Origin of the sequence: Streptosporangium sp. NPDC006930 (assembly GCF_040635605.1) — a bacterium.
Lineage (GTDB): Bacteria > Actinomycetota > Actinomycetes > Streptosporangiales > Streptosporangiaceae > Streptosporangium.
Window position 1 is genome coordinate 57,761 of the sequence record NZ_JBEYID010000010.1, and the last position, 24,391, is coordinate 82,151.

Sequence of the window (24,391 nt, forward strand, 5' to 3'; positions counted from 1 at the left end):
CCCGGGGCCCCTTTCACCGGGCGAACCCATTCGACGCGGAATCCAGGTCGTGGAGTTCCCTTTCTCGCATGCCATCCTTTCGGCCTGCGACGGCGTCACCTGACGCTGCCGGACAGAAGCATCGAAGATCCGGAGACTGAAACTTTCAAGATTTTCTATTAATATTGCGGAAATATAGGCGCCTTACAAAGGCTCGTCAAGGGATCAGTCAGATGACTCTGTCACCTGCGAAGGTCGCGCACGCCTCACCCGCAGCTCAGACATGAGCGGGTCGACGACGTCCCCGCTTCCGAAAAGTTTCAGCCCGATCAGCGAGCCGCTCACCCGGCCTCCCCACCGGCGCACGCCCCCGGCATCGCGGCGGCCGGAAAGACCGCGGCCCCGGCACCGACCGCGGCCGCCCGAAGGCGACCGGGCGGCACGTCAGCCCGGCGAGGGTCCGGTGCTCTCCCTCACGATGAGTTCGGGCTCCACCAGCCGCCGCACCTGGCTCGACCTGCCCGCCATCTGGTCGAGCAACACGTGGAAGGCGTGGCTGCCGACCTCTTCGAAATCCTGCCGGACCGTCGTGAGCGGAGGCCAGAAATAGGCGGACTCCGGCACATCGTCGAAACCCACCACGCTGACGTCCTCGGGAACGCGCCGCCCGGCCTCGCGCAACGCCCGCAGCACCCCCAACGCCATCTGGTCGTTGCCCACGAAGATGGCCGTGACCTCGGAGTCCTGCGCCAGACGCCGGCCGAGCTGGTAACCGGAGCGCGAACTCCAGTCCCCGCGCGACACCTCGGGAACCCGATGCCCCCCGGCCTCCAGCACCTCGCGCCAGCCCTCGACCCGGCCGTTGGCGTCGATCCAGCTCGCCGGGCCCGCCAGATGCCACACCGTCTCATGACCGAGGCTGAGCAGGTGCCTGGTCGCCCTCGCGGCTCCCGCCCGCTGATCCACCGTGACGACGGGAACGGAAAGGCCCGCCCCGGCGTCGACCGCGACCACCGGAATCTTCGACGACAGGTGACGCAGGCCGTCGGCCGCCGACTCGTGCGGCGCGACGATGATGACGCCGTCCACCGACTGGGACTGAAACTGGCGCAGGCTTTCCTCGATCGAGCGACGGGTGAGCATGCTCAGGCTCGCGATGCTCACGGAGTAGTCGTTGAGCCTGGCGGCACGTTCGATGCTGTAGAGGGTCGAGGCCGGGCCGTACAGGGTGGTGTCGATGCTGACCACGCCCAACACCCCGGACCGTCCTGTGGCGAGCTGACGTGCGGCGGTGTTGGGCCGGTAGTCCAGCTCCCGCACCGCGGCCAGCACCCGCTCCCGGGTTTTCGCCTGCACCCGCTCGGGCGCGTTCAGCGTCCGCGACACGGTCATCGCCGACACCCCGGCGAGCGCGGCGACGTCTTCCAGCACCGCGGGCCTGGAACGTGGCAGGCCGTCATTCGATTTCGCCTTCAAAGCAGCTCAACCCCCATGCGGTAACGCTAACAGGACTTCGAGCCTCGCTCCGCTCCGGCCGATGCCGTTCACGCGCCGTCGGCGGTGATGTCCTCCCCCGCTCACCGGCCTTTTGCCCTCTCGGCGGCGAAGGCGCTGGATGATACGGCCAAAAATGGACGGAGATCCTGGAAAACAGTAATCTCGGCGTCAGCTGTCCGCCGGGTTCCCGGAGGAGAGCGGGCGGATCAGGGAAAGGAGTCGTCAGTGGCTCAGAAGGTGGCTCGAAAGACGGTCGGACCGGCGGCCCGATCCCAGGCCGGCACCCGCCGGTCGAACGCGACCGGCTACGTCGCCGCCGCCCTCGCCGCCACCCTGATAGCCGGATCGCTCGGAGCCCTGATCGGCTACAACAGCGGCCGCCCCGACGCCACCCAGAGCGCCATCACCGAGATGCGGGAGGCGGAGGCCAAGCGAGACGCCCAGCAGATCACCGAGCTGACCACCCTGGCGCGCACAAGTGCCGACGACCTGAACAAGGTCCTGGCCGGGCTCGCCGAGGCACTCCCGGTGGACGGGGCCTCCGACGCGCCACCGGCGACGCAGGAGCGGGTCGACGACTGGCAGCGGATCCTCCGCGAGACCGCGGAAAAGCACGCTCCCACCCCCTCGGGAGCGACCGGGACCAACGTGGCGCGCGGCGGGCTCCGCAGCGCGGTGAACGCCCTGGTCACTGCGGTCGACACCTACGCGGCCGGCCTGCGGCTCCCCGAGGGGTCCCGCAAGGACCTCCTCGACCTCGCCGCACGCCAGCGCTCCACCGCCGTCACGGTGTGGTCCGTCGCGGCCACCCAGCTCGACCAGCTCAACGTCGACGCCGGCAACGGCCACCAGCACACCTACCTGACGAGCACTCCCGGAGACGGCGCCATCACCTCGGACGGCGTCCCGGAGGGCCAGCACGACGACTGAGCGACGAACTCCTCCTGGCCGCCCAGGACGGGGCGGCCAGGAGGAGTCGCGCTCCCGGCCGGGCCACCCTGAAACTTTCAGTACCGAGCCGACTCCCCCGCGAAGCGGGGAGACGAGGTCGGCCCGTGGCTCCGGCCGCCGGGGAAGCGCAGGTGACGCACGGAGTGGCCACCGGCCCGCGATGACCGCGAGAGCCATGCGGAACACCGGCCGCGCGTCAGGGACTCCGGGAATCTCGCACCTCTCTTGACGGCCGTGACGCCGATGCCAACACTTGGCACACATCCGCCTTCCCGCCTGTGAGGTTCCAGGCATCCGGCGGAAACATCAGCGCCATCAGCATCCGTCGCGCGTTCGTGGACCTATCGTCCGTAACGAGAGGTACCCCCCCGTGAACAGACCCGCCAGCCCTCCCCCGCGACGCGTGCGCCGCCGTACCGGCGCCGCCTGCGCGGCAGCCGTCGCGCTGCTGCTCGCGTTGTGCCAGTCACTGGTGGCCGCCGGCCCGGCCGCCGCCGCGACGATCGACACCAGTGCCTGGTATCTCCTGGTGAACCGGCACAGCGGCAAGGCCATCGACGTCCTCGACCTCGCCACCAACGACGGCGCCCCCCTCGTCCAGTGGTCCCGCAACGACGGCGCCTGGCAGCAGTGGCAGTTCGTCGACTCCGGTGGCGGCTACTACCGGTTGCGCTCCCGCCACAGCGGCAAGGTCATCGACATCGCCTCCCGCTCCACCGCCGACGGCGCCAACGTCGTGCAGTGGAGTGACAACAACGGCACCAACCAGCAGTTTCGCGTCGTCGACAGCGACGCCAACCATATCCGCCTGATCAACCGCAACAGCGGCAAAGCCCTCGAGTCCTGGGAATGGTCCACCGCCGACGGCGGCCGCATCTCCCAGTACACCGACCTCAACGGCGCCAACCAGCAGTGGCAACTCGTGAGGATCGGCGGCACCGACCCGGTCCCCGGCGACGCCAAGCAGATGGAGAAGCTGAACCGCGGCCTGATCAGCGTGCGCTCCGGCAACGGCAACCTGGTCTCCTGGCGCCTGCTGGGCACCGAATCCCGCGACACCACGTTCAACGTCTACCGGGGCGGCACCCAGATCGCCGGCGTCACCAACTCCACCAACTACCTGGACCAGGGCGCCTCGGCCGACGCCTCGTACACGGTGCGCGCCGTGGTCGGCGGCACCGAACAGGCGGACTCGGAGACCTCGCTGCGCTTCGGCAACGGCTACCTGGACGTGCCGATCAGCCCGCCCAGCGGCGCCCACACGGCCAGTGACGCGAGCACGGGCGACCTGGACGGCGACGGCAGGCTGGACCTGGTGCTCAAGTGGGAGCCCAACGACGCCAAGGACAACTCCCAGTCGGGAACCACCAGCCCGGTCTACATCGACGGGATCAAACTCGACGGCACCCGGCTGTGGCGGATCAACCTGGGCCGCAACATCCGCGCCGGCGCCCACTACACCCAGTTCCAGGTGTACGACTACGACGGCGACGGCCGGGCCGAGGTGGCGATGAAGACCGCCGACGGCACGGTCGACGGCCGCGGCACCACCATCGGCAACGCCGGCGCCAACCACGTCAACTCCTCCGGATACATCTTGGCCGGTTCCGAGTACCTGACGATGTTCAACGGCCAGACCGGCGCGGCGATGTCGACCGTCAACTACGAGCCGCCACGCGGCACCGTCTCCTCCTGGGGCGACAACTACGGCAACCGGGTGGACCGGTTCCTGGCGGGCACCGCCTACCTGGACGGACGGCGGCCGAGCCTGATCATGGCGCGCGGCTACTACACCCGATCGGTCATCGTCGCCTGGGACTTCCGCAACGGCTCGCTGACCCGCCGCTGGACGTTCGACTCCAACTCCTCGGGCAACGGCGGCTACGCCGGGCAGGGCAACCACAGCCTGTCCATCGCCGACGTGGACGCCGACGGCAGGCAGGAGATCATCTACGGCTCGGCCACGATCGACGACAACGGCGTCGGCATGTACCGCACCGGCTTCGGGCACGGCGACGCGTTGCACGTGGGCGACCTGATCCCGAGCCGGTCGGGCCTGGAGGTGTTCACCATCCACGAGGCGGGTGACCAGCCCGCGGCCGACGTGCACGACGCCCGCACCGGGCAGGTCATCTGGCAGCGTCCGGGCAACGGCGGCGTGGAGGGACCCGGCCGCGGCGTGGCCGCCGACATCTACGCGGGCAGCCCGGGAGCGGAGTTCTGGGGCGCGGGAACCAACATGGGCAACCTGTACAACTCCTCCGGGGCCTCGGTCGGCCGCACTCCCTCCTCTGCCAACTTCCTCGCCTGGTGGGACGGCGACCCGGTCCGCGAACTGGTGGACGCCACCCGCATCGACAAGTACGGCACCGGCGGGGACACCCGGCTGCTGACCGCCTCCGGGGTGCACTCCAACAACGGCACCAAGTCCACCCCGTCCCTCTCGGGCGACCTGCTCGGCGACTGGCGCGAGGAGGTCATCTGGCCCACTTCGAACAACACCGCGCTGCGGATCTACAGCACGCCGACCGTGACCACCACCAAGATCCACACCCTGCTGCACGACCCGCAGTACCGGGTCGCCCTGGCCTGGCAGAACACCGCCTACAACCAGCCGCCGCACCCGGGCTTCTTCATCGGCGACGGCATGTCCACCCCGCCGCAGCCGAACATCTACCTGCCCTGATCCTTCGCCCCGTCGGACCCGACCTCCGTGGTCCGGCCCCCGGCACCGCCTGACACCGGGGGCCGGACCACGGACCGAGGAGCGGGTGCCCGCCTTGGCGGCCACCCGCTCCCCGCTGCTCCACGAAACAGCATGAAAGACTCGATCGGGATCACCGGCCGTCGACGTGGCGGCGGGCTGCTGTCCTGCGACGCCGCCCACCACCGGCAGACCTACCGCGTCGCCGTCGAGATCGGCATCCACCCACCGCGCCACGCGCGGCACCCCTACTCGAAGAGGGACGGGTCTCCTGTGCCCCGGCGGAGGACCTCGGGCTCGTCCTGCGAGAGATCGACGACCGTTGTCGGGACGGCGCCGCACTCGCCGGAGTCGATGACGGCGTCCACCGCGTGGTCGAGCCTCTCCTTGATATCCCAGCCCAGTGTCAGGGGCTCGGCCTCGTCGGGCAGCAGCAGCGTGCTCGACACCAGCGGTTCGCCGAGCTCGGCCAGCAGCGCCTGCACGACAACGTGATCGGGGATCCGGACTCCGACCGTCTTCTTCCGGGGGTGCAGCAGCCGCCGCGGCACCTCCTTGGTCGCGGGCAGGATGAACGTGTAACCGCCGGGGGTCGCCGCCTTGACCGAGCGGAACAGCGCATTGCTCACATGCACGAACTGACCGAACTGCGCGAAGTCCCTGCAAACCAGGGTGAAGTGATGGTCACTTCCGAGGTCGCGGATCTCTCTGATCCGGTCGATGCCCTCCTTGTTGCCCAGCCGGCAACCCAGCGCGTAGCCCGAGTCCGTCGGATACGCGATCAGCCCGTCCGCACGCAGAAGATCGACCACCTGCCCGATGAGCCGGGGTTGGGGACTGCTCGGATGCACATCAAAGTATTTCGCCACCCCCTGAGCTTAGAAGCGGAAGCCGCCCCGCACGACACACGAGCCCCTGAACATGACACGCGTGCCTCCAGGAGCGGCCCGAGGTCGGTCGACCGCCGAGGCGGTGTCGGGCCCGGCGGCACCGCAGTGCCCGGCCAGGCCGGTCATCCTCACGCGAGCCTCGTACGGACGCTCAGGTGAAACGCCGGTAGGTGATGGGGTGCGCGCCGGCCACCGACTGGATCTTGACGTGGTCTCCCGGCTTCGGGGCGGCGATCATCATGCCGTCGCCCATGTAGACGCCGCAGTGGCTCGCCGGATAGCCGAAGAAGACGATGTCGCCCGGCTGCGGCGGACCGGTGATCGGCTTGCCGCTCGCCTGGTATCCGGCGGCGGTGTTGTCTCCGATCTTGATTCCCGCCTCGTTCATCGAGACGTGCACCAGGCCGCTGCAGTCGAACGCGTCGGGGCCGTCCGCGCCCCAGACGTAGGGCTTGCCGATGTGGCTCCTCGCGGCGGCCACGATGTCGGCTCCGGTGCCGTCGCCGGTCACCGTGTACGGGATCGTCCGGCCTCCTCCACCGCCGCCGCCCGAGTCTCCGGTGTGGCTCCCGGAAGGCGACCCCCCGCCGTTACCCTGCCCGCCTCCCCCGCCTCCCCCGCCGCCCTGCGAGCCGGGTTCAGTACCGGCGAGCGTGGTGGTGCGGGACTCGTCCCCCTCGGCCACCGGCACCCACGGGGTGAGGCGCCCGGGGCCGGGGACGAAGTTCTGCTCTCCCGCGGCCGGGATGGCGGAGAACACCGTGGCGTCGCCGAGGTGTTTGTCGATCTCACGCCGCGCGGTGGACAGCGCGGTCTCGGCCGAGTCGACGTGCCCCCGCACGAGGAACACCGCCCTCCCGACCTCCTCGCCGATGCCCGGTTTGAGCTGCTCCGGAGTGGCGTGCGGGTTGCGACGCCGGTATTCCGCCACCCGGGTCAGCAGGTCGTCGCAGACACGCTCGGCGTTCGTCCTCGCCGTCTCGACGGCGTCGGCGGCGGCCTCCAGGGAGGTCGCGCAGTCGCCCATCGTGTCTCGCAGGGAGGCGCCCGCACTGTTGTAGCGCCGCATGTACGCCACGAAGGCGTCGGCGGAGGCCCCTTTCCAGGCGGTGTCCACCTGGTCGACCGCCTTCTTCAGGAGCGTGAACGGCTCGGCGGACGAGCCGGCCGCCCTACGCCACCGGGTGGCGATCGCCCGGATCGCGGCGGGGTCCCCGTCCGTCCTCTTCACCAGCGCGGCCAGGGCCTGCCCTCCGGGCAGCGCCGCCACGGCGTTCATGTCGGTCATAGGGCGGGCAGGTGGTTACCGGTGTTCCGCTCGGCCCTGGTCACGTTCTCCTCGATGGTGTCGAGGGCACGCTCGACGCCGTCAAGGCGGCTCTTCACCGTGCCCAGCTCCCTGTCGGCGTACCCTTCGACCCTGCCGATCGCGTCGGCGAGCTCCTGGGCACCTGCCATGGTCCCGAAGATCGAGGAACTCGCGCCGCCCTTGGCCGGGAAGTCGTCGCCGACGCCGGCGAGTCTTCCCCCCTGGGTGTTCACCGTGACGCGCAGCTTGGCCAGCGCCTCGCGGTTCAGGTCGAATCTTCCCACCGGAGCCGGCTCCCCTCCGCGGTCGCCGGGAGACCGACTGCCCGGACGACGATCTGGCTCGTTGGCCGGTTGCCTGCCCACCGTCCGGCCATGTCTACCAAGAGGCGATCTTATCCGCGCAACAACGATCATCGCAGCACAAAAGCACATCCGTCATCTCGGGTCACCGCCCGCGATACGAACGCCCCGGACGCCCACCGGGAAAAGAGGCGGGCGTCCGGGGCGTTCGGAAGGGGTCAGACCTGCCGGGCGATGCCCTTCTCGACCGCCTCGATGATTCGAGGCCGCAGCTCGGAGCAGCTGATGATCGCGTCCACCGAGCCGACGTCGACCGCCCGCTGGATGCTGTGCACGCGGTCGAACTCGGTGGCCACCTCGGTCAGCTTCTCGGCCCGCACCGACGAGCGCAGCTCGGCCAGCTCGGCGGCGAGCGCGGCCCGGGTGGCGGCCGGCGCCTCCGCGACGCGGGCGGCGAGCGCGAGCACCCTGGGGTCGTTGCCGGTCCGCTTGTCGACGTCTCGCGCGAAGACCACCGCGGCGGCCGGGGCGCCGCCGAGCACCGAGGCGAACGAGCCCTCGACCGCGAGCACGGTCAGGTTCGGGTTGAGCGCCTTGGAGAACACCACGAACGCGCCGCCGTGATAGCGCGAGATCACGCAGAACACGATCGGGCCCTTGAAGTTCACCACCGCGCGGCCGATCTCCGCGCCGTACTCCAGCTGCAGCTTGCGCATCGACTCGGGTGAGCCGTCGAACCCCGACAGGTTGGCCAGCACGACCAGCGGACGGTTCCCGCTCGCGGCGTTGATGGCCCGGGCGGTCTTCTTGGACGACCGGGGGAACAGGGTGCCCGCGGTGTAGGTGTCCGGGCCGTCGGTGGGCGGGAATCCGCGGCGCGGCACGGACCGCGACTCGATGCCCAGCAGGCACACCGGCCGGCCTCCGAGGTGGACGTCCCAGACCGCGGCGGTGTCGGCGTCGGCCATGCCCGCCCACCGCTCCAGCACCGGGTGGTCCTGATCGGACAGCGCGCGCATGACCGTGCGGATGTCGAACGGCTTCTTACGGTCCGGGTTGAACTCGGCGGAGAAGATCTGACCCACCGTCGTGAAGTCGCTGTCCGGCACGGCGTGCGGGAACGTCGACACGTCGCGGTCCACCGGGTCGCCGGTGATCGCCTTGCGCGGCCCGCTCTCCCCCGGCGCGACGTAGCTGTGGTCGTAGTGCGACATCAGGATCTCCCGCGCGCCGCGGATGTCCGGCGCCCAGTACTGTGCCTGGCCGTTCGGGCCCATGATCCGGTCGTAGCCGCCGATGCCGTGGTTGTCCTCGGCCGACACGCCGCCGGAGAAGTCGAGCGACTGCTTGCCGGTCAGCACCATCGCGGAGTCCGGCGTCATCACCAGGATGCCCTTGGTGTGCATGAGCATCGTGGCCTCGGCGTTCCAGTACGGCTGGGCACCGACGTTGATGCCCGCGACCACGATGTTGATCTCACCGCCGTCCTGGGTGAAGGTCACGATCCGCTTCAGCGCGGCCGCCACCCAGTCCATGTTCTCGGTGCCGGACGACATCGAGATCCGGGCGCCCGCGGAGAGCGCGAACCACTCCAGCGGCACCCGCATCCGCTCGGCGAGGTCGAGCGCGGCGATCACCCGTGCGCACTCGGGCTCCGACAGCGCGCCGAGTGCCTTCGTCGGGTCGCCCAGCAGCACGACGCGGGTCATGCCCTCCGGGTGGCGCGGCGTGGGCGTGCTGACGACACCCGCGACGAGCGCGGCGCCGTTGCGCCCCTTGGGCCGGTTCACCGGCACCAGCCTCGCGTACTCGTCCAGGTCGTACTCGGTGAAGGAGCCGAACGGCCCGGCGAGCATGTCGGTCAGCTCGTACGGGTGGTGCGTGCCGCGGCTGTGCGCGCGCAGCACCTCCTGGCGGTAGTCGTCCAGCGGCTCGACGGGCTCGGTCGGCGGCGGCACGATGGACAGCCGCACCCCGGAGCCCACGTCGTAGCCGATCCGGACGGCGATGTCGACGAGCTCGCCGGTGACGCCGTCGCGGCGCCTGCCCAGGAACAACACCTCCTCCAGGCCCGCGCCCGCCGTCGTCGGCAGCACGCGCTTCGCCACGGTGTTCAGGTCGTCCGGCGAGAGATCGTTCGGCGGCCACACGTAGATGACGATCCGGTTCGTGGCGGACGTCTTCGCGCCGGGCTTCTTGGCCCGGCGGATCGCGTCGAGGCAGGTGGCCAGCACGTTCTCGGCCGCGGGCAGCGCGACGAGTCCTCCCTCGTCGTCGCGCAACGGGGTCAGGTCGCGGACCTGCCCCAGGGCGACGAGGCGCTCGTCGGACGGGTTCTGCCGCGCCGAGGCCCGGAAGAGGTAAATCTCCTCGTCGGGCGCGGGCAGCCGGGTGAGGTCGAAGTCGCGCAACCGCTCCAGCTGCATGCGCTCGGCGATGCGCGGGTGCAGGCCGCGCAGCAGCCGCTCCTCCACGAAACCGTCCGCGGACGGCCGGAAGGTGAAGTGGTGGTGCATCACGGCGCCGCTGTCGCCCGTGACGGTCGCGGCGATGCGGCCGATCCGGTGCGACGGCTGCTGCGCGGCCATGACCTCGCGCAGGCGCGCGGCCATCTCCTCGGGGTCCTCGGGAGCGTCCGGCCAGGTCAGGTAGATGTCGGCCACCAGCTCGCCGGCACCGGCGAACTCGTCGACCGCCTTGACGGCCTCGGCCAGCGCCAGGAAGTCGACCGCGGTGGCCACGACGCGGCCCTCACCGCTCGTGGTGCGGTGGTCGGCGACGACGAACGTGCAGCCCGCCACCTTGCTCGTCCGGATGCCGCTGAGCGCGCGGTTGCCGTAGTAGCGGCGGATCAGCACCTCGAGCAGCGGCACGGGGTCCACGTCCTCGCGGCCGATCCGCTGGCCGACCAGCCGGACGAGCGGCTCGGCGCTGGCGACCATGGCGGAGATCCGCTCGGCGCGGTCGGGCGAGTCCGGGTGCTGGTCGAGGTGGCGCAGGTGCTTGCGTACGGCCGTGTAGACCTTGGCGCGGGTGCGGCGCAGCAGTGGCTGGACGAACCAGGCGAACACCACGCCGCGCGCCAGGTCCGCGACGGCCGGGAACCTGATCTGGGTGGCGGCGATCAGGTGCTCCAGCACCACGCCGACGGCGACGCGGTCGGCCTGGGCGGGCGGGGCCTCCTTGGCCCACTGGCGCAGCAGGGTCGTCACCACGGCGACGTCGGCGGAGGCGCGCCGCTGGGCGAGGAAGATTCGGAAGACCGCGTCCTCCAGCTGCGGCGTGCGCTCCAGGCCTTCGACGCCGTAGCGGGACAGCACGTGCGTGAGCCGCTGCTGGAAGTTCTCCGACAGCCCGGACCGGTCGGGGTCGAGGTACTGCAGGTAGGTGTGGAAGTACTCGCGAGGGCTGTGCACCGAGGAGTCGGGCTTGGACTCCTCGCCGGCGGGCCGGTTGCGGCTCAGCTCGCTCAGGTCGGCGAACAGGTGCAGCAGCTCGACCTCACCGGCCGGCTCGTGGTCGCCCTTCGCGACAAGCTCGGCGCGCGCGGCGAGGTAGCCGGTGAGCAGGCGCTTCTCGTCCTGCGGGTCGACGTCGAACCCCAGCAGGAGGCCGCGCAGGTCCTGCAGGCCACGCGCGGCCCGCTCGGCCGCGGGCACGTCCACCGGCTCCGGCGGCAGGTCCAGCTCGATCTCCCGCACCTCGGCGACGGGACCGGCCGCGCCGTCGCCCAGCGGTTCCAGGCGGAGCAGGCGGGCGCCCGCCTCCACCTGGCTGCCGACCGAGACCGCGAGCTCCCGTACGCGTCCGCGGAACGGCGCGCGCAGCACGGTCTCCATCTTCATGCTCTCGACCACGAGCAGCGGCGCGCCGGCCTCGACCTCGTCGCCCGGCTGCAGCGGCGTGGCCACCACGAGCGCCGGCACGGGCGAGCGCACGATGCCGCCCTCGTCGCGGCTGATCCGGTGGGTGACGCCGTCGACCTCGACCAGGTGGATCGGGCCGTGAGTGCTCGTGACGACCTTGAAGCGGACGCCGTTCACGGTGATCTGGCCGCTGTGCTCGTCGAAGCGCTCGATGTCGACGTCGGCCGTGTGCCGCAGGCCGCCCGCCGAGATGCCGACGCGGAACCGGTGGCCGCCGGTGCGCGCGACCTGGACGCGGTAGCCGACGTCGCGGAGCTTGAGTTCCAGCGCGCGGCCGCTCTCGTGCTGCGACTGCGGGCGGCCGCCGTGCGCGGCGGCCAGGAATCGCTGCCGCGTCACGGCCTCCTCGTCCTCGTACGCCTCGACGGCGGCGGCGATCAGCGCGATCGCGGAGTGCCGGTGTGACACGAGGGCGCCCCGGGCGCGCACGCGATCGATCCAGCCGGTGTCGGCCGAGCCGTCGATCACCTCGGGCTCGTCGAGCAGCATGCGGACGAAGCCCTTGTTCGTCACACCGCCCTCGATGATGACGGTCGTCTGCGTCATCGCGCGACGCAGGCGGGCCAGTGCCTCGGTACGGTCACGGCCGTGTGCGATGATCTTGGCGATCATCGAGTCGAAGTCGGCGGGGATCGTGTCGCCCTCGCCGAACCCGGTGTCCACCCGGACGCCGGGACCGCTGGGCAGCGCGAGCCGCGCGATCCTGCCGGGTGAGGGCGCGAAGTCGCGGTCGGGGTCCTCGGCGTTGAGGCGCGCCTCGACGGCGTGCCCCCACTCCTCGGGGGCCTCGCCCTCCAGCCTGCCGCCCGCCGCGACGTGCAGCTGGGCCTTCACCAGGTCGACGCCGGTGGTGATCTCGGTGATCGGGTGCTCGACCTGCAGGCGCGTGTTGACCTCGAGGAACGCGAACAGCCGCTCGCCGGGGTGGTAGAGGAACTCGACGGTGCCCGCGCCCTTGTAGTCCACCGCGAGCACGAGCCGCTCGGCCGCCGCCTTCAGCTCGGCGACCTGCGTGGCGTCGAGGACCGGCGAGGCGGACTCCTCGATGATCTTCTGGTTGCGCCGCTGCACGGAGCAGTCGCGCACGCCCAGCGCCCACGCGGTGCCCTGGCCGTCCGCGATGACCTGTACCTCCACGTGACGGGCGCCCGTCACCAGGCGTTCCAGGAACACGACGCCGCTGCCGAACGCGCGCGCCGCCTCCTGGCGCGTCAGCTCGTAGGCCAGGGTCAGCTCGTCGGGGCCGGAGATCATCCGGATGCCGCGGCCGCCGCCGCCCGCGGTCGCCTTCAGCATCAACGGGTAGCCGATCCGCTCCGCCGCCTCCTTCGCCTCCTCCAGCGTCTCCACCGGGCCGCGGCTCCACGGCGCGACGGGCACACCGACCTCTTCGGCGATCAGCTTCGAGCCGATCTTGTCGCCCAGTTTGCGCATCGCATCGGCACCCGGGCCGACGAACGTCACGCCGATCTCGGCGCACAGGTCGGCGAACGCCGGGTCCTCGGCCACGAAGCCCCAGCCGACCCAGGCCGCGTCCGCGCCGGTCTCGACCAGGGCCTTTTTGAGGACCGCGTGGTCCAGGTAGGGCCGGTTCGCGGCGGGCCCCAGGTCGTAGGCGATGTCCGCCTCGCGGACAAACGTGGCCGTCCGGTCGGAGTCGGTGTACAGGGCGACGGTCTCGATCCGTGTTCCCGTCTCCGCGGCTAGGTCCTGAACGGCGTAGATGAGCCGCATGGCGGCTTCACCGCGGTTGACGATGGCAACACGACTGAACACTGAGCGAACCTTTCGAAGCGGTGAACACGGCGGCCGTCCCCGCCCCGATCGTGGTACATACTCCCGGTCGTTCCCCGCCCCCGGAAATGGCGGGGACTGAGCGTCTTTCGCGGCCGGAGTTGTGAGGCTCGCACAAACGTACCCGCCGGGGTGGCGTGGCATGCGACCGACATGATCCCTGACTCGGACTTCCCGGCCACGCGGCTCAGCGGTTGTGCTCTTCGCGGGGGCGGTTCAGCAGCAGGTCGGCGGCGCGGGCGAGGACCTGGGCCCGGGTCCGGTCGCCGTGGTCGGCGGCGAGAAAGTGCTCGCCGATCGCCACGCAGAAGGCGAGCATGCTGCGGGCCTCGACCTCGTCGGGGTCGGAGCAGAAGGTGCCGATCAGTTCTCGCAGCAGCGCCATGCGCCGGTTGTCCACCCGTCGCAGGCGCTCGGCGACCTCCTCGTCGCGCCGGGCCCAGTCCCGGATCGCGAGGTCGATGGGGAGCAGGCGGCCGCTGGAGAAGGTGAGGACGCCCGCGCGCCGGATCTTGTCCCTCGGGTCGCCGCCCTCGCGCTCGATGCGGTCGAGCACCTCGTCGGTGCTCTCTCGCTCCCAGGCGTCCAGTATCGCCTTCAGCAACGCGTCACGGTCGGCGAAGTAACCGTAGAACCCCCCTTTGGTGACGCCGAGCCTTTTCGCCAGCGTCTCGACGCGGACGGCGTCGGGACCGCCGGCGGCGAGCGCCAGCAGCCCCTCCTCGACCCACCTGTCACGCGGCGTGCGAGTCGCGCCCACGATGTTGTCCCACCTCACTTCTCTGTTCGTATATACGCCACCGTATAAATAAGTTAGCCTCGCGTTATACGGTAGCGTATATACGAATGGAGACAGCGAGACATGACCGTCGGCCTCGTCGACCGTGCCGTGGGGACGCACAGCGTCCCCGAATCCGTCCGCGCTCTCAGCTCGCTTTCCCGCATCGACTACGTCGACCTCTTCACCCTCTCCACGGACGCGGACGCGACACCTGAGCAGTGGGCCCGTGCGATGTTCGGTGACGTGCCCAGCATCGCCGAGCTGCTGATCTGGCGTGTTCTCCTCGGTTTCCGGCTCAGCCCGGGACGGTCACCGGACACCGTGGCCGGATGGTGGATCGGTGAGCGCGGCGAGGACTGGATCCGGCTTGAGGCCGCCTCCTGGTTTCTGAGCGGCAACCTCCTCGTGCGGACGGCCGAAGGGCGGGTGTCGCTGGGGACCTTCCTGCGCTACGACCGGAGCCTGGCCCACACCGTGTGGCCTCCGCTGTCCGCCGTCCATCGCCTGCTGGTGCCCGGGGTGCTGCGCACCGCCGCGGCGAAGCTCACTCGCGCCGGGCGCCCGCCGCGGCCGACCGGCGAGGCCGGCCGAGTATGAGACCGGCGGGGCCCGGGGTGCCGGCGAGACGGGGCTCTCGCCTCCGGCACGACCCTCCCCGCGGGCCTCGGGCGCGACGGTGAGGCACGCGCGAGGCCCGCCGCCACCGCCTTCGCGGTCATCACCGAGGCCGCCCGCGGCGAGGTTCGTCACGAGGTGACGAGCTCCGCGGCGAGGTCCGAGGCTCGTTGCGTGGTGAGCCGCCCGTCGGCGACCACGACGGTGATCGCGCGTTCCAACCGGCCTGGGACGCTCAGGGGCGCGTCCCAGGCCAGAGCCGGTCCGACACCCGGGTACTCGGCGACGCGAACGAACCACGGGTCGAGCCCGAGGGTCTGCACGAACAGCAGGCTCCAGTCGTCACAGATGAGCGCGAGCCAGGGCGAGAGGCCACCGTGCACGGCCCGCTCGCCGGAGGCGCCGTCGGTGAAGACGTCCAGCCCGGTGGAGTCCTTGGGCGCCCGCCAGAAGAATCCCCCGTAGCCGGCGCCGGCCCTGCCCTTGCAGGCCGAGCTCTGGATCGACAGCGGCGCACCGGTCCGGTTGTCCAGCGTGAAGGCGACGTCCAGCGCCCAGGCGCCGGGCAGGACGCGGGTGGTGAGGGTCCGTTCCTCCACGGCCAGGACGGTGCCGTCCGGTCCGACCCAGTCGAGGCTCTCGGCGAAGCCTCCGTGCACGGGACGCAGGGAGCGCCGCCGCTGGCGCCCGTGGTTGGGCAGGATCCGCGGGCCGGTGCCGGGTACGTAGGTGGAGCCGCCCCAGAAGTTGACCCCGTTGACATCGGAGATCGCCACGCTCGCCCCGAAATGGTGCACGTGGTCGGCGGGCCGGCTCTCGGTCACGACCGTTCCGCCAAGGGTGAGGACCGGATGCAGGTGGGGGCGCGGCGCGTCCGTCGGCTGCAGGTCGCCCCGCTGGAGGTAGGTCGCGACCTGCCGCGAACCGGCCCTCAGCACCGTCTCGGGCCAGACCGCCTTTGGTCCGGTCGCCGCCTGGGAGCCGGGTCCGCCGGGGAAACCGAGCTCCGAGAGGGTTTTCAGCTCGGCCGCCGCGCGCGCGGCCAGACCTTCGATGCCCGGCAGTACCAGCCGGGACGGCTCAATGCGGAAGCCGTCGACGGGCAGCGGATCGGGAGCGCGCCGGATCTCGTCGAGCAGCCGGGTGAAGCCCCCGGTCCGCTCCAGCGGCACCAGCAACTCCTCCCCCTCCCTGATGTGCGCCAGGAGGTTGCCGAGCAGATCGACCCGGTCGAAGCCGGTGCGGACACCGTCCACCTCGATCTCGTCGAGGGTGTAGAAGAGCAGGGCAGAGCGCCTCTCGCCGTGCAGGTGCAGGTAGGGCTCGGTCCTGCGGTCGCCGCACAGGCTCACGGTGATCGCGATGACGGTGCCGTCGGCGAGGCGGAGCCGCGCGCTGGAGGTGTCGTCGCAGGAGATCTCGTTGGCCCGGTACAGCTCCAGCTCGACGCCCTCGACTGAGGAGGCCGTGTCGGCCCCCGCGACGGCCAGCGCGGTGGCCGTCGCGTGCGCGAACGGATTGGTGAGCGCGCCGTCCATGACGTCCACACCGTCCAGCCTGCGGTGTCCCGCCCAGGGGGCGCGCGAGTAGTAGGTGAACGGGCGTGTCCAGGATCCGGCGACACCGATGCCCCGAAGTGGTTCGCCCAGCGCTCCGGCCGCGGCGGGAACGGCGGCCGAGCCGAGCGACTGGAAGCCCACCTGGCAGGCGAGCCCCGTCTCCGCCACGGCGGCGGAGATCCGCTCGAACTCCTCCACCGACGGCGCGGGCGGTTTTTCCAGCAGCACGTGCGCGCCGGCCCGCAGGGCCGCGACGGCGAGCGGAGCGTGGGTGTGGATCGGCGTCGCGATCACCGCGACCTCCGCACCGGTCTCGGCAATCAGCGACGGCAGGTCCGCCGAGAACGGCACGTCGAGGCCGGGCGAGGGCGGCAGGGTGTCGCATACCCCGGCGAGCTCGGCCCGGCCCGCCGCGGCGAGCCGCCGGACGTTCGCCAGGTGGTTCCTGCCGTAGCCGTGCACTCCGGCGACCACCACTCGTACGGGCTTCACGACGCCCACCTCGTCGGTGCCCCGGTCGCCCGCAGCTCCGGCCCGCTGATCTCCACCGGGAAGGGCGGGGCGAGCAGCCCGAGGTCGGTCAGTGCGGCCTCCTCCACCCTCTCCACCATCGCGGGGTGGTGCAGCGCGAGGGCGAGCTGGCCCGACAGCTCGGTGAGCAGGTGCGGATAGACGGGGACGCCGAAGGCGCGGGCGAGCTCGGCGATCCGCAGGAACGGCGTGATACCGCCGACCCGCACCAGGTTCGGCTGGACGACGTCGCAGGCACCCCCGGTCAGCAGGTCGCGGAACCCGTGGACGGTGGCGACGTTCTCACCGACCGCGATCGGGACGGCGACGTTGCGCCGCAGTTCCACATGGGCGGCCAGGTCGTCGGCGGGCAGCGGTTCCTCGATCCAGAACAGGTCGTAGCGCTCCAGTGCCCGTAGCGCGACGCGGGCCCGGTGCAGATCCCAGCGCTGGTTGGCGTCGACCATCAGCAGCCGGTCGGGGCCGATCACCTCACGGACCGCCGCCACCCGCTCGACGTCCTCGGCCGGCGAGGGGCGCCCGACCTTGATCTTGACCGCGGTGTATCCGGCGGCGACCCATCGCCGGGCCTGCGCCCGGAGTTCCTCCAGCGGGTAGTGGAGGTTGACTCCGCTGCCGTAGACGGGGACGCTCTCGCGCCGCGCGCCGAGGATCTCGACCAGCGGTCGCTCCCCGCAGCGCAGGTCCCAGAGGGCGAGATCCACCCCGGCCAGGGCGATCGGGACGATCCCGGCCCGGCCCGCCTCACCGAGGTGAGCCGACAGCCGGTCCCACACCAGCTCCGGATGCGGCGGCAGGCCGATCACCGCCTCGCGGATGTCGTGCTCCAGCAGTGCCCTGATCGCCTGGGCCCCGATCTGTGGCGTCCACGCCATCCCGGTGCCGCGCCGCCCGTCGTCCAGTGTGACCGTGACCAGCAGTACGTGGTTGTGAGAGACGTCCGGGCCCCAGGGCCGGGTGAGGGGTACCGACCGTGGCGTGACCGTCAAGTCCTTGATCATGACGCTACCAGGGCGAGCCCCGACTTGATCAGCGCCTCCAGCTCGGCCTCGTGCTCGGGCGCGACGGGCACCAGTGGCGGCCGGACCTCACCCGCGTCCAGCCCGCGCAGCCGCACCCCGGCCTTGACCAGCGACACCGCGTAGCCCGGAACCCTGGAACGCAGCCGCACCAGCGGCGCGTAGAACTCGGCGATCAGCCGCTCGTCGCCGTTCAGGTAGGCGTTGGCGATCTCGGGCGCGAAGCAGAACACCGCGCTGGAGTACAGGCCGACGCCGAGCGCCCGGTAGGCGGGCTGGGTCAGCTCGGCGGTCGGCAGCCCGTTGAAGAACAGGAAGTCCGGGTGGGTCTCCCGGACGGCCAGTACGATCCGCTGCATCCGGTCGATGTCGCCGAGGCCGTCCTTCAGCCCGACGACACCGGGGATCGCGGCCAGCTCGACCGCCGCCTCCGGTTCGAGCGCGATCGGCCCGCGCTGGTAGATGATCACCGGGAGTTCGGCGGCGATCGCCCGTACGTAGGCGGGGAAGCCGGGCCCCTGGACGAGGTAGGGCGGCATGAGCAGCAGCCCGTCGGCGCCCGCCTCCCTGGCGGCCCGCGCCTGGGCGAGTGCCGCGCCGATCGGCCCGCCCGCTCCGGCGAACACCGGGACGGCCCCGGCCGCCGCCTCCACCGCCACCCGGACGACCTCGGCGTGCTCGGCCTGCGACAGCGCGGTGAACTCGCCCGTCCCGCAGGCGGCGAACACGCCGCCCGGCCGGTGCTCAAGGCCTCGCCGGACGTGGTCGGCCAGCACGCCGGGCGCGAGGTCGCCGTCCGGGCCGAAGGGGGTGACGGGGAAGAAGAGGACACCGTCGAGATTCATGATCAGGGTCTCTTTCTGCAGAGTCAGGAGAGTTCGGTGCGCCAGCCGCGCTTGGCGGTCCAGCCGAGCAGCCGCTCGGCCTTGGCGGAGGAGAAGGCGGGGGCGGTACCGGTCAGATGGGCGGCGAACGTCTTCGTCTCCGGCATGACGGCCGGCAGCAGTTCGGCCAGCGGCTCGCGCGCCAGGGCGTCGCCGGCGCCGGCGAAGAAGACCTCGCCGTTCGTCTCCAGCAGGGGGAGCCTGGTGAGCAGTGTGTCGACGAAGTCGCCGGCGTCGCGGGCGTCGAGGTAGTTGAACAGGGAGGCTCCGCCTATCTCGGGCCGGTTCAGCCGCTCGGTGATCGTGTGCCCGGACTGGGTGGGCGCGCCCTCCCACTCCTCGGGCGCGACGACGAAGCAGGGGCGGAACGCGGCCATCCGGGTGGTCTCGGTGGTGCGGGCGAAGGTCCGCATGGTCTGCTCGGCCACGACCTTCGACAGGTTGTAGGCGTTCCAGGGCTCCGTCGGGTGGTCCTCGTCGAGCGGCAGGTAGGCGGGGGTCCATCCGCCCGGCGCGCCGTATCCGATCACCGTGGGGCTGCTGGCCACGACGAGCTTCTCCACCCCGAGGGCGACCGAGGCCGTGCAGACGTTGAAGGCGAGCTGGGTGTTGACGCGGAACGTGGTGGGCTCGGAGCGGCTGAACGGCACCGCGATGGCCGCCAGGTGGACCACCGCCTGCGGCCGGAACCGCGTGATCACCGAGTGGGCCTCCCCCAGATCGGTGAGATCCGCGGGAAGGGCCGAGGCGGCCTCTCGCGGGGTGCCCGGCGCGCTGTCCACGCCGATCACCTCATGTCCGGCCGCCGCGAGCGAGGTGACCACGCTGCGGCCGAGCCGGCCCGCGCTACCGGTGACGAGCACTCTGCTCACCGTGTGGACTCCTTCTGAAGACTGCAATCAGTTGCAGTAAACAATCGCGTCAGGCGAGACAATACGTCAAGTGAGCGGGGTCAATCACCCGCAACCGGTCTCAGGATGGTTAGTTGATCTGCAAACGATTGCGTTAGGGTGTGCGGCATGTCAGTGACCATTCGGGACGTCGCCCACGCCTCAGGTGTTCACGTGTCGACGGTCTCCCGAACCTTCTCGGCACCTCATCTGGTGAACGCCGAGACCCGAACCCGGGTGCTCGCGGCGGCCGAGAAGCTCGACTATCGGCCCAACCGGGCGGCCCGCTCCCTCAAGACGGGCCGCACCAACAACATCGGGCTGATCGTGGCCGATCTGGCCAATCCGTTCTTCCCTCCGCTGATCAAGGCCGCGCAGGCCGCCGCCCGCCGCCAGGACTACCATCTGTTCGTGGCCGACACCGGCGAGGACCCCACCGAGGAGGAGAACCTCGTACTGGCCTTCTCCAAGCAGGTCGACGGCATCGTGCTGTGCAGCCCGCGACTGTCGAACAAGGCTCTGGAGAAGCTCTCGGAACGCGTCTCGTTCGTGCTGGTCAACCGGCGTATCCGCGGGCTGACCACGGTCGTGATGGACGTCGCCCACGGCGCCCGCGTCGCGATGGATCATCTCGTGCGACTCGGTCACCGGCGCGTCGCCCTGGTGACGGGTCCCGCCGGATCGTGGACCAGCGGCGAGATCCGCAAGGCCGTCGCGGAGATCCCCGATCTCGACACGGTCGTCATCGGCCCCAACTCCCCCACCGAGGAGGGCGGCATCGCCGCCGCGGCCAAGGTTGCCGAGGCCGGGGTGACCGGCGTGCTCGCCTACAACGACCTCGTCGCCATCGGCCTCATCGGAGGACTGGAGGTCCTCGGCGTCGACGTGCCGGGCGACGTCAGCGTGATCGGCTTCGACGACAGCATCACCGGGCGGCTGCACCGCCCCAAACTCACCACGGTCGCGATGCCCGCGAGCGACGCCGGCCGGATGGCGGTCGACCTCCTCATCCAGTCGATGAGCGCAACCACCGTCCTGGAGACTCACCTGGTGGTCCGCGAGTCCACCGCGCCCCCCAGGGAAACTCCGTGAACCTCCAGGAGGCCGCCCTGCCCGCCGGTCGGCCGGGACGGGTGCCGCGCCCGCCCCACCGATCGATCGGCTGAGACGGGCGCCGCCCTCGGCGACCACACCCCCCGGGGAAGGCGCGCCCGCCTGAAGGGGCGACTCCCCCGCCGATGAGGCCCAAGCCGCCACAAGGCACCCGGCCCGGCGCCGCCCTATGCCGGAAACAGGTGCGGCGGGAGCGCCCGCAGGGGCGTTCACCAGGCGTTTTCCGCTCGCCACAACGGGGGCGTGTCTACGCTCGCAACTGCAATCGGTTGTACAAACTCGTCTCAGTGCGAGATTTTTCCATTCAGGCCTCGGCGGCGAATATCCCCTCTGAGCTGCGATAACACTAAAAGCGAGCGTTACGATTCGTGAGCTAGCTCACTGCAAAGGGTTGACGTATTAGTTCGTAACGCTATAGGAAAAGCGCATCCCATTCACCAACTCCCCGAAGGGCCAGTGATGACGCTGAGTCCCGCACCGGCGGGGACGGCCGAGATACCGGTCGCGCCCCGGGAAAAGGCGGGCGCCCCCCGCCCAGGGCGTCTCAAGAGCTCCCGCAGCCGATCGCAGGCGCTGGCCGCCTATCTGTTCCTGGCCCCTTGGTTCATCGGCCTGTTCGCGATCACGCTCGGCCCGATGATCGCCTCGCTCTACCTGTCGTTCACCGACTACAGCCTGCTGAGCGAAGCCCACTGGGTGGGCCTGGACAACTACGAGAAGATGTTCACCCAGGACGACCGGTTCATGGCCTCGCTGCAGGTGACGACCACCTATGTGGTGGTGTCCGTCCCGCTGCAGCTCGCCTTCGCCCTGGCGCTCGCACTCGTGCTGGACAGGGGACTGCGCGGCCTGCCGTTCTACCGCTCGATCTTCTACCTGCCGTCGCTGCTCGGGGGCAGCGTGGCGATCTCGATCCTCTGGCGGAAGATCTTCGGGACCGACGGCATCGTCAACTCGTTCCTCGGCCTGTTCGGCTACGAGGGCCACGGCTGGGTGACCAGCCCCGACACCGCGCTGTGGACGCTGATCATCCTGCACGTCTGGACGTTCGGCGCCCCGATGGTCATCTTCCTGGCCGGGCTCCGCCAGATCCCGCAGAGCCTGTACGAGGCGGCCGCGGTCGACGGCGCCGGCAGGTGGCGGAAGTTCCGCTCGATCACCCTGCCGCTGCTCACCCCGATCATCTTCTTCAACCTGGTGCTGGAGGTGATCAAGTCGTTCCAGTCCTTCACCCAGTCGTTCATCGTGAGCGGCGGCAACGGCGGACCGGTCGACTCGACCCTGTTCTACACGCTCTACCTCTACATCAAGGGCTTCAAGAACTACGAAATGGGTTACGCGGCCGGCATGGCCTGGGTGCTGCTGCTCATCATCGCCGCACTGACCGCCGTCAACTTCCTCATGTCTCGATTCTGGGTTTTCTATGGCGACGACAAGTAAGCGCGTACCGGCCCTCTTCCGGCCCGCCCCGCGCCTGGTCAGGCACCTGCTGCTCATCGCCGCCGGGCTGCTCATGCTCTACCCGCTGCTCTGGATGGTCTCCAGCTCGTTCAAGCCCGAGGAGCTGATCTTCCGGGAGCCGGGGCTGATGCCGACCGCGGTGACGGCCGAGAACTACACCGAGGGCTGGGGCGCGCTCAAGCACTCCTTCGGCTACTACCTGTGGAACTCGGCGGTCCTCACCGCCCTTGCTGTGGTCGGCAACCTGGCCGCCTGCTCGCTCGCGGCCTACGCCTTCGCCCGGCTGGAGTTCCCGCTGAAGAAGATGTGGTTCGCGATCATGCTCGGCTCGATCATGCTTCCGCACCACGTCACGGTCGTCCCGCAGTACATCGTGTTCGCCAAGATCGACTGGATCAACACGATCTGGCCGATCGTCGCGCCGAAGTTCCTCGCGACCGACGCGTTCTTCATCTTCCTGATGGTGCAGTTCATCCGCACCCTTCCCCGGGAACTGGACGAGGCGGCGGCGATCGACGGCGCGGGCCAGTGGCGCACGTTCACCCGGGTGATCATGCCGTTGTGCGTCCCGGCGCTCGCGACCACCGCGATCTTCACCTTCATCTGGACGTGGAACGACTTCTTCACCCAGAACCTCTACCTGACCAACTCCGACAACCTCACCGTTCCCGTCGCGCTCCGGCAGTTCATGGACTCCAGCGGCGAGTCCTCCTGGGGGCCGCTGTTCGCGATGTCGATCATCTCCCTCGGCCCGATCTTCGGATTCTTCCTGGCGGGCCAGAAGTATCTCATCCGCGGTATGGCGACCACCGGTCTCAAATAACCCTCCCCCATCCCCCACCCCCCGGAGGTATCCCGATGAAGCGCATCCTGGCGGCCACCGCCATCACCCTGCTCGCCGTGTCTGCCACCGCCTGCGGCAGCGACGACAGCGGTGATTCCGGCGGGAAGACGAAGGTCGTCTTCTCGTACTGGGGCAGCGACGCCCGTCAGAAGCTGACGGAGTCGGCCATCGCCGCTTTCGAGAAGAAGAACCCGACGATCGATATCGAAGGTGACTTCTCCGACTGGGACAGCTACTACGAGAAACTGGCCACCAAGACCGCGGCCGGCGACGCCCCGGACGTCATGTCCATCGAGATCCGCGGTCTCGCCGAGTACGCGGGCCGCGCCACCCTCACCGACCTCACCGGCAAGCTGAACACCGCCGACCTCGACCAGGAGGTGCTCAAGGCCGGTCAGGTCGACGGCAAGCAGTACGCCATCCCCACCGGCGTCAACACCTTCCCGATGATCGCCAACAGGGCGACGGTGGAGAAGGCGGGCGAGAAGGTCCCCGACGACACGACCTGGACCTGGGACGACTACATCTCGATCTCCCAGAAGGTGACCGAGAAGGGCGACGGCAAGATCTGGGGCACCGAGTGGAACGTGAACCCCGCCTTCCTGCAGCTGTTCGCCGCCCAGCGCGGGGAGCAGTTCTACAAGGACGGCAAGATCGGCATGTCGGAGCAGACCATCAAGGACTGGTGGGCACTCCTGCAGAAGATCGTCTCCACCAAGGCCGGTCCTGACGCGGCCCAGATGCTGGAGACCGGCACCAAGGTCGACCAGGCACTGCTCGCCACGAACGCGAGCGCGTTCGGCAGCTGGTGGAGTAACCAGCTCACCGCGCTGAACAAGGGCTCCGGCCAGGAACTCGACCTGCTGCGGATGCCCAAGGCCGAGGGCGCGACCACCGCCGGCATGTTCCTGCAGCCGGCGATGTACTACACGATCTCGTCGAAGACCGAGCAGGCCGAGGCCGCGCAGAAGTTCGTCGAATTCCTCGTCAACGACCCCGAGGCCGGCGCCATCCTGCTCAGTGACCGCGGCCTGCCGACCAACGCCAAGGTCGTCGACGCCATCAAGGACAAGCTCACCCCGACCGACCAGAAGGTGCTCGCCTTCATCGACTCGATCAAGAGCGAGCTGAGCCCGATCGTGATCCCGCCGAAGGGCGCGATGGAGATGGAGGACATCCTCAAGCGCGCCAGTGACTCGGTGCTGTTCGAGAAGGCCTCCGCGGACGACGCGGTGAAGGCCTTCCTCAACGAGGCCAACGCCGCCATCTCCCAGTAACCGGCCTCCCCTGACGTGTGCCGTACGGCTCGCGCCGAGCCGTACGGCACACCTGCCCCTTTCCC

17 protein-coding genes are annotated in these 24,391 nt (G+C 70.2%); 7 read left to right on the forward strand and 10 right to left on the reverse strand.

All coding sequences use genetic code 11. The annotated features are described in order from the left end of the window. Positions 1-423: 423 nt before the first annotated feature. Positions 424-1,410 carry a LacI family DNA-binding transcriptional regulator gene (locus ABZ664_RS19120; RefSeq protein ID WP_362511038.1) on the reverse strand — a complete coding sequence of 329 codons (987 nt, stop codon included), beginning with the start codon at positions 1,408-1,410 and terminating at the stop codon, positions 424-426. Between the two features lie 291 nt (positions 1,411-1,701). Between ABZ664_RS19120 and ABZ664_RS19125 the strand changes: the two genes are divergently transcribed. Beyond that, positions 1,702-2,406, forward strand: coding sequence for a hypothetical protein (locus ABZ664_RS19125; RefSeq protein ID WP_362511041.1), 705 nt, complete (start codon positions 1,702-1,704; stop codon positions 2,404-2,406). A 391-nt stretch (positions 2,407-2,797) separates the two neighbouring features. Beyond that, entirely contained in the window at positions 2,798-5,113 is a 2,316-nt protein-coding gene (locus tag ABZ664_RS19130; RefSeq protein WP_362511044.1) for an RICIN domain-containing protein, read from the forward strand. A 266-nt stretch (positions 5,114-5,379) separates the two neighbouring features. On the opposite strand, the gene ABZ664_RS19135 is transcribed toward ABZ664_RS19130, so the two are convergent. The 5 genes from ABZ664_RS19135 to ABZ664_RS19155 form a co-directional block, all read right to left on the reverse strand. Then, positions 5,380-6,000: an L-threonylcarbamoyladenylate synthase gene (locus ABZ664_RS19135; protein ID WP_362511047.1), complete on the reverse strand. Its 621-nt coding sequence runs from the start codon at positions 5,998-6,000 to the stop codon at positions 5,380-5,382. Between the two features lie 172 nt (positions 6,001-6,172). Beyond that, the gene (locus ABZ664_RS19140; protein WP_362511050.1) at positions 6,173-7,309 is read right to left on the reverse strand and encodes an NlpC/P60 family protein; all 1,137 of its coding nucleotides are present in this window, start codon (positions 7,307-7,309) and stop codon (positions 6,173-6,175) included. Beyond that, positions 7,306-7,614, reverse strand: a complete 309-nt coding sequence (locus ABZ664_RS19145; protein ID WP_362511053.1) for a hypothetical protein — start codon at positions 7,612-7,614, stop codon at positions 7,306-7,308. The genes ABZ664_RS19140 and ABZ664_RS19145 overlap by 4 nt, the downstream gene beginning before the upstream one ends. Before the next feature lie 236 nt (positions 7,615-7,850). Continuing rightward, positions 7,851-13,334 carry a carboxyl transferase domain-containing protein gene (locus tag ABZ664_RS19150; RefSeq protein ID WP_362511056.1) on the reverse strand — a complete coding sequence of 1,828 codons (5,484 nt, stop codon included), beginning with the start codon at positions 13,332-13,334 and terminating at the stop codon, positions 7,851-7,853. Positions 13,335-13,539: 205 nt separating this feature from the next. Beyond that, positions 13,540-14,130 carry a TetR/AcrR family transcriptional regulator gene (locus ABZ664_RS19155; RefSeq protein WP_362511059.1) on the reverse strand — a complete coding sequence of 197 codons (591 nt, stop codon included), beginning with the start codon at positions 14,128-14,130 and terminating at the stop codon, positions 13,540-13,542. 84 nt (positions 14,131-14,214) lie between these two features. Between ABZ664_RS19155 and ABZ664_RS19160 the strand changes: the two genes are divergently transcribed. Then, positions 14,215-14,730: a hypothetical protein gene (locus ABZ664_RS19160; RefSeq protein ID WP_362511062.1), complete on the forward strand. Its 516-nt coding sequence runs from the start codon at positions 14,215-14,217 to the stop codon at positions 14,728-14,730. A 149-nt stretch (positions 14,731-14,879) separates the two neighbouring features. Here ABZ664_RS19160 and ABZ664_RS19165 read toward each other — a convergent pair whose 3' ends face one another. The 4 genes from ABZ664_RS19165 to ABZ664_RS19180 are packed head-to-tail and all read right to left on the reverse strand — an operon-like array spanning position 14,880 to position 19,613. Further along, positions 14,880-16,799: a DUF6807 family protein gene (locus tag ABZ664_RS19165; protein WP_362511065.1), complete on the reverse strand. Its 1,920-nt coding sequence runs from the start codon at positions 16,797-16,799 to the stop codon at positions 14,880-14,882. After that, on the reverse strand, positions 16,796-17,839 hold the full coding sequence (locus ABZ664_RS19170; RefSeq protein ID WP_362511068.1) for a mandelate racemase/muconate lactonizing enzyme family protein: 1,044 nt from the start codon (positions 17,837-17,839) through the stop codon (positions 16,796-16,798). Before ABZ664_RS19170 ends, ABZ664_RS19165 begins: the two co-directional genes overlap by 4 nt. Next, the gene (locus ABZ664_RS19175; RefSeq protein WP_362511071.1) at positions 17,836-18,702 is read right to left on the reverse strand and encodes a 5-dehydro-4-deoxyglucarate dehydratase; all 867 of its coding nucleotides are present in this window, start codon (positions 18,700-18,702) and stop codon (positions 17,836-17,838) included. Before ABZ664_RS19175 ends, ABZ664_RS19170 begins: the two co-directional genes overlap by 4 nt. Before the next feature lie 23 nt (positions 18,703-18,725). Further along, entirely contained in the window at positions 18,726-19,613 is an 888-nt protein-coding gene (locus ABZ664_RS19180) for an NAD(P)-dependent oxidoreductase (protein WP_362511075.1), read from the reverse strand. Positions 19,614-19,760: 147 nt separating this feature from the next. Here ABZ664_RS19180 and ABZ664_RS19185 point away from each other — a divergent pair, with 147 nt between their 5' ends. The 4 genes from ABZ664_RS19185 to ABZ664_RS19200 all read left to right on the forward strand — a co-directional run bounded on the left by ABZ664_RS19185 (position 19,761) and on the right by ABZ664_RS19200 (position 24,326). Next, on the forward strand, positions 19,761-20,723 hold the full coding sequence (locus ABZ664_RS19185) for a LacI family DNA-binding transcriptional regulator (RefSeq protein WP_362511078.1): 963 nt from the start codon (positions 19,761-19,763) through the stop codon (positions 20,721-20,723). A 480-nt stretch (positions 20,724-21,203) separates the two neighbouring features. Continuing rightward, positions 21,204-22,184, forward strand: coding sequence for a sugar ABC transporter permease (locus ABZ664_RS19190; RefSeq protein WP_362511081.1), 981 nt, complete (start codon positions 21,204-21,206; stop codon positions 22,182-22,184). Further along, on the forward strand, positions 22,168-23,028 hold the full coding sequence (locus tag ABZ664_RS19195) for a carbohydrate ABC transporter permease (protein ID WP_362511083.1): 861 nt from the start codon (positions 22,168-22,170) through the stop codon (positions 23,026-23,028). The genes ABZ664_RS19190 and ABZ664_RS19195 overlap by 17 nt, the downstream gene beginning before the upstream one ends. Before the next feature lie 35 nt (positions 23,029-23,063). After that, on the forward strand, positions 23,064-24,326 hold the full coding sequence (locus ABZ664_RS19200; RefSeq protein WP_362511086.1) for an extracellular solute-binding protein: 1,263 nt from the start codon (positions 23,064-23,066) through the stop codon (positions 24,324-24,326). Positions 24,327-24,391: the final 65 nt, after the last annotated feature.

Excerpts from the sequence above, each read along its gene's own strand:
- ABZ664_RS19160 (WP_362511062.1), top strand. The coding sequence starts at position 14,215 with ATGACCGTCGGCCTCGTCGACCGTGCCGTGGGGACGCACAGCGTCCCC.
- ABZ664_RS19175 (WP_362511071.1), bottom strand. The coding sequence starts at position 18,702 with ATGAATCTCGACGGTGTCCTCTTCTTCCCCGTCACCCCCTTCGGCCCG.
- ABZ664_RS19170 (WP_362511068.1), bottom strand. The coding sequence starts at position 17,839 with ATGATCAAGGACTTGACGGTCACGCCACGGTCGGTACCCCTCACCCGG.
- ABZ664_RS19195 (WP_362511083.1), top strand. The coding sequence starts at position 22,168 with ATGGCGACGACAAGTAAGCGCGTACCGGCCCTCTTCCGGCCCGCCCCG.
- ABZ664_RS19185 (WP_362511078.1), top strand. The coding sequence starts at position 19,761 with ATGTCAGTGACCATTCGGGACGTCGCCCACGCCTCAGGTGTTCACGTG.
- ABZ664_RS19190 (WP_362511081.1), top strand. The coding sequence starts at position 21,204 with ATGACGCTGAGTCCCGCACCGGCGGGGACGGCCGAGATACCGGTCGCG.
- ABZ664_RS19140 (WP_362511050.1), bottom strand. The coding sequence starts at position 7,309 with ATGACCGACATGAACGCCGTGGCGGCGCTGCCCGGAGGGCAGGCCCTG.
- ABZ664_RS19200 (WP_362511086.1), top strand. The coding sequence starts at position 23,064 with ATGAAGCGCATCCTGGCGGCCACCGCCATCACCCTGCTCGCCGTGTCT.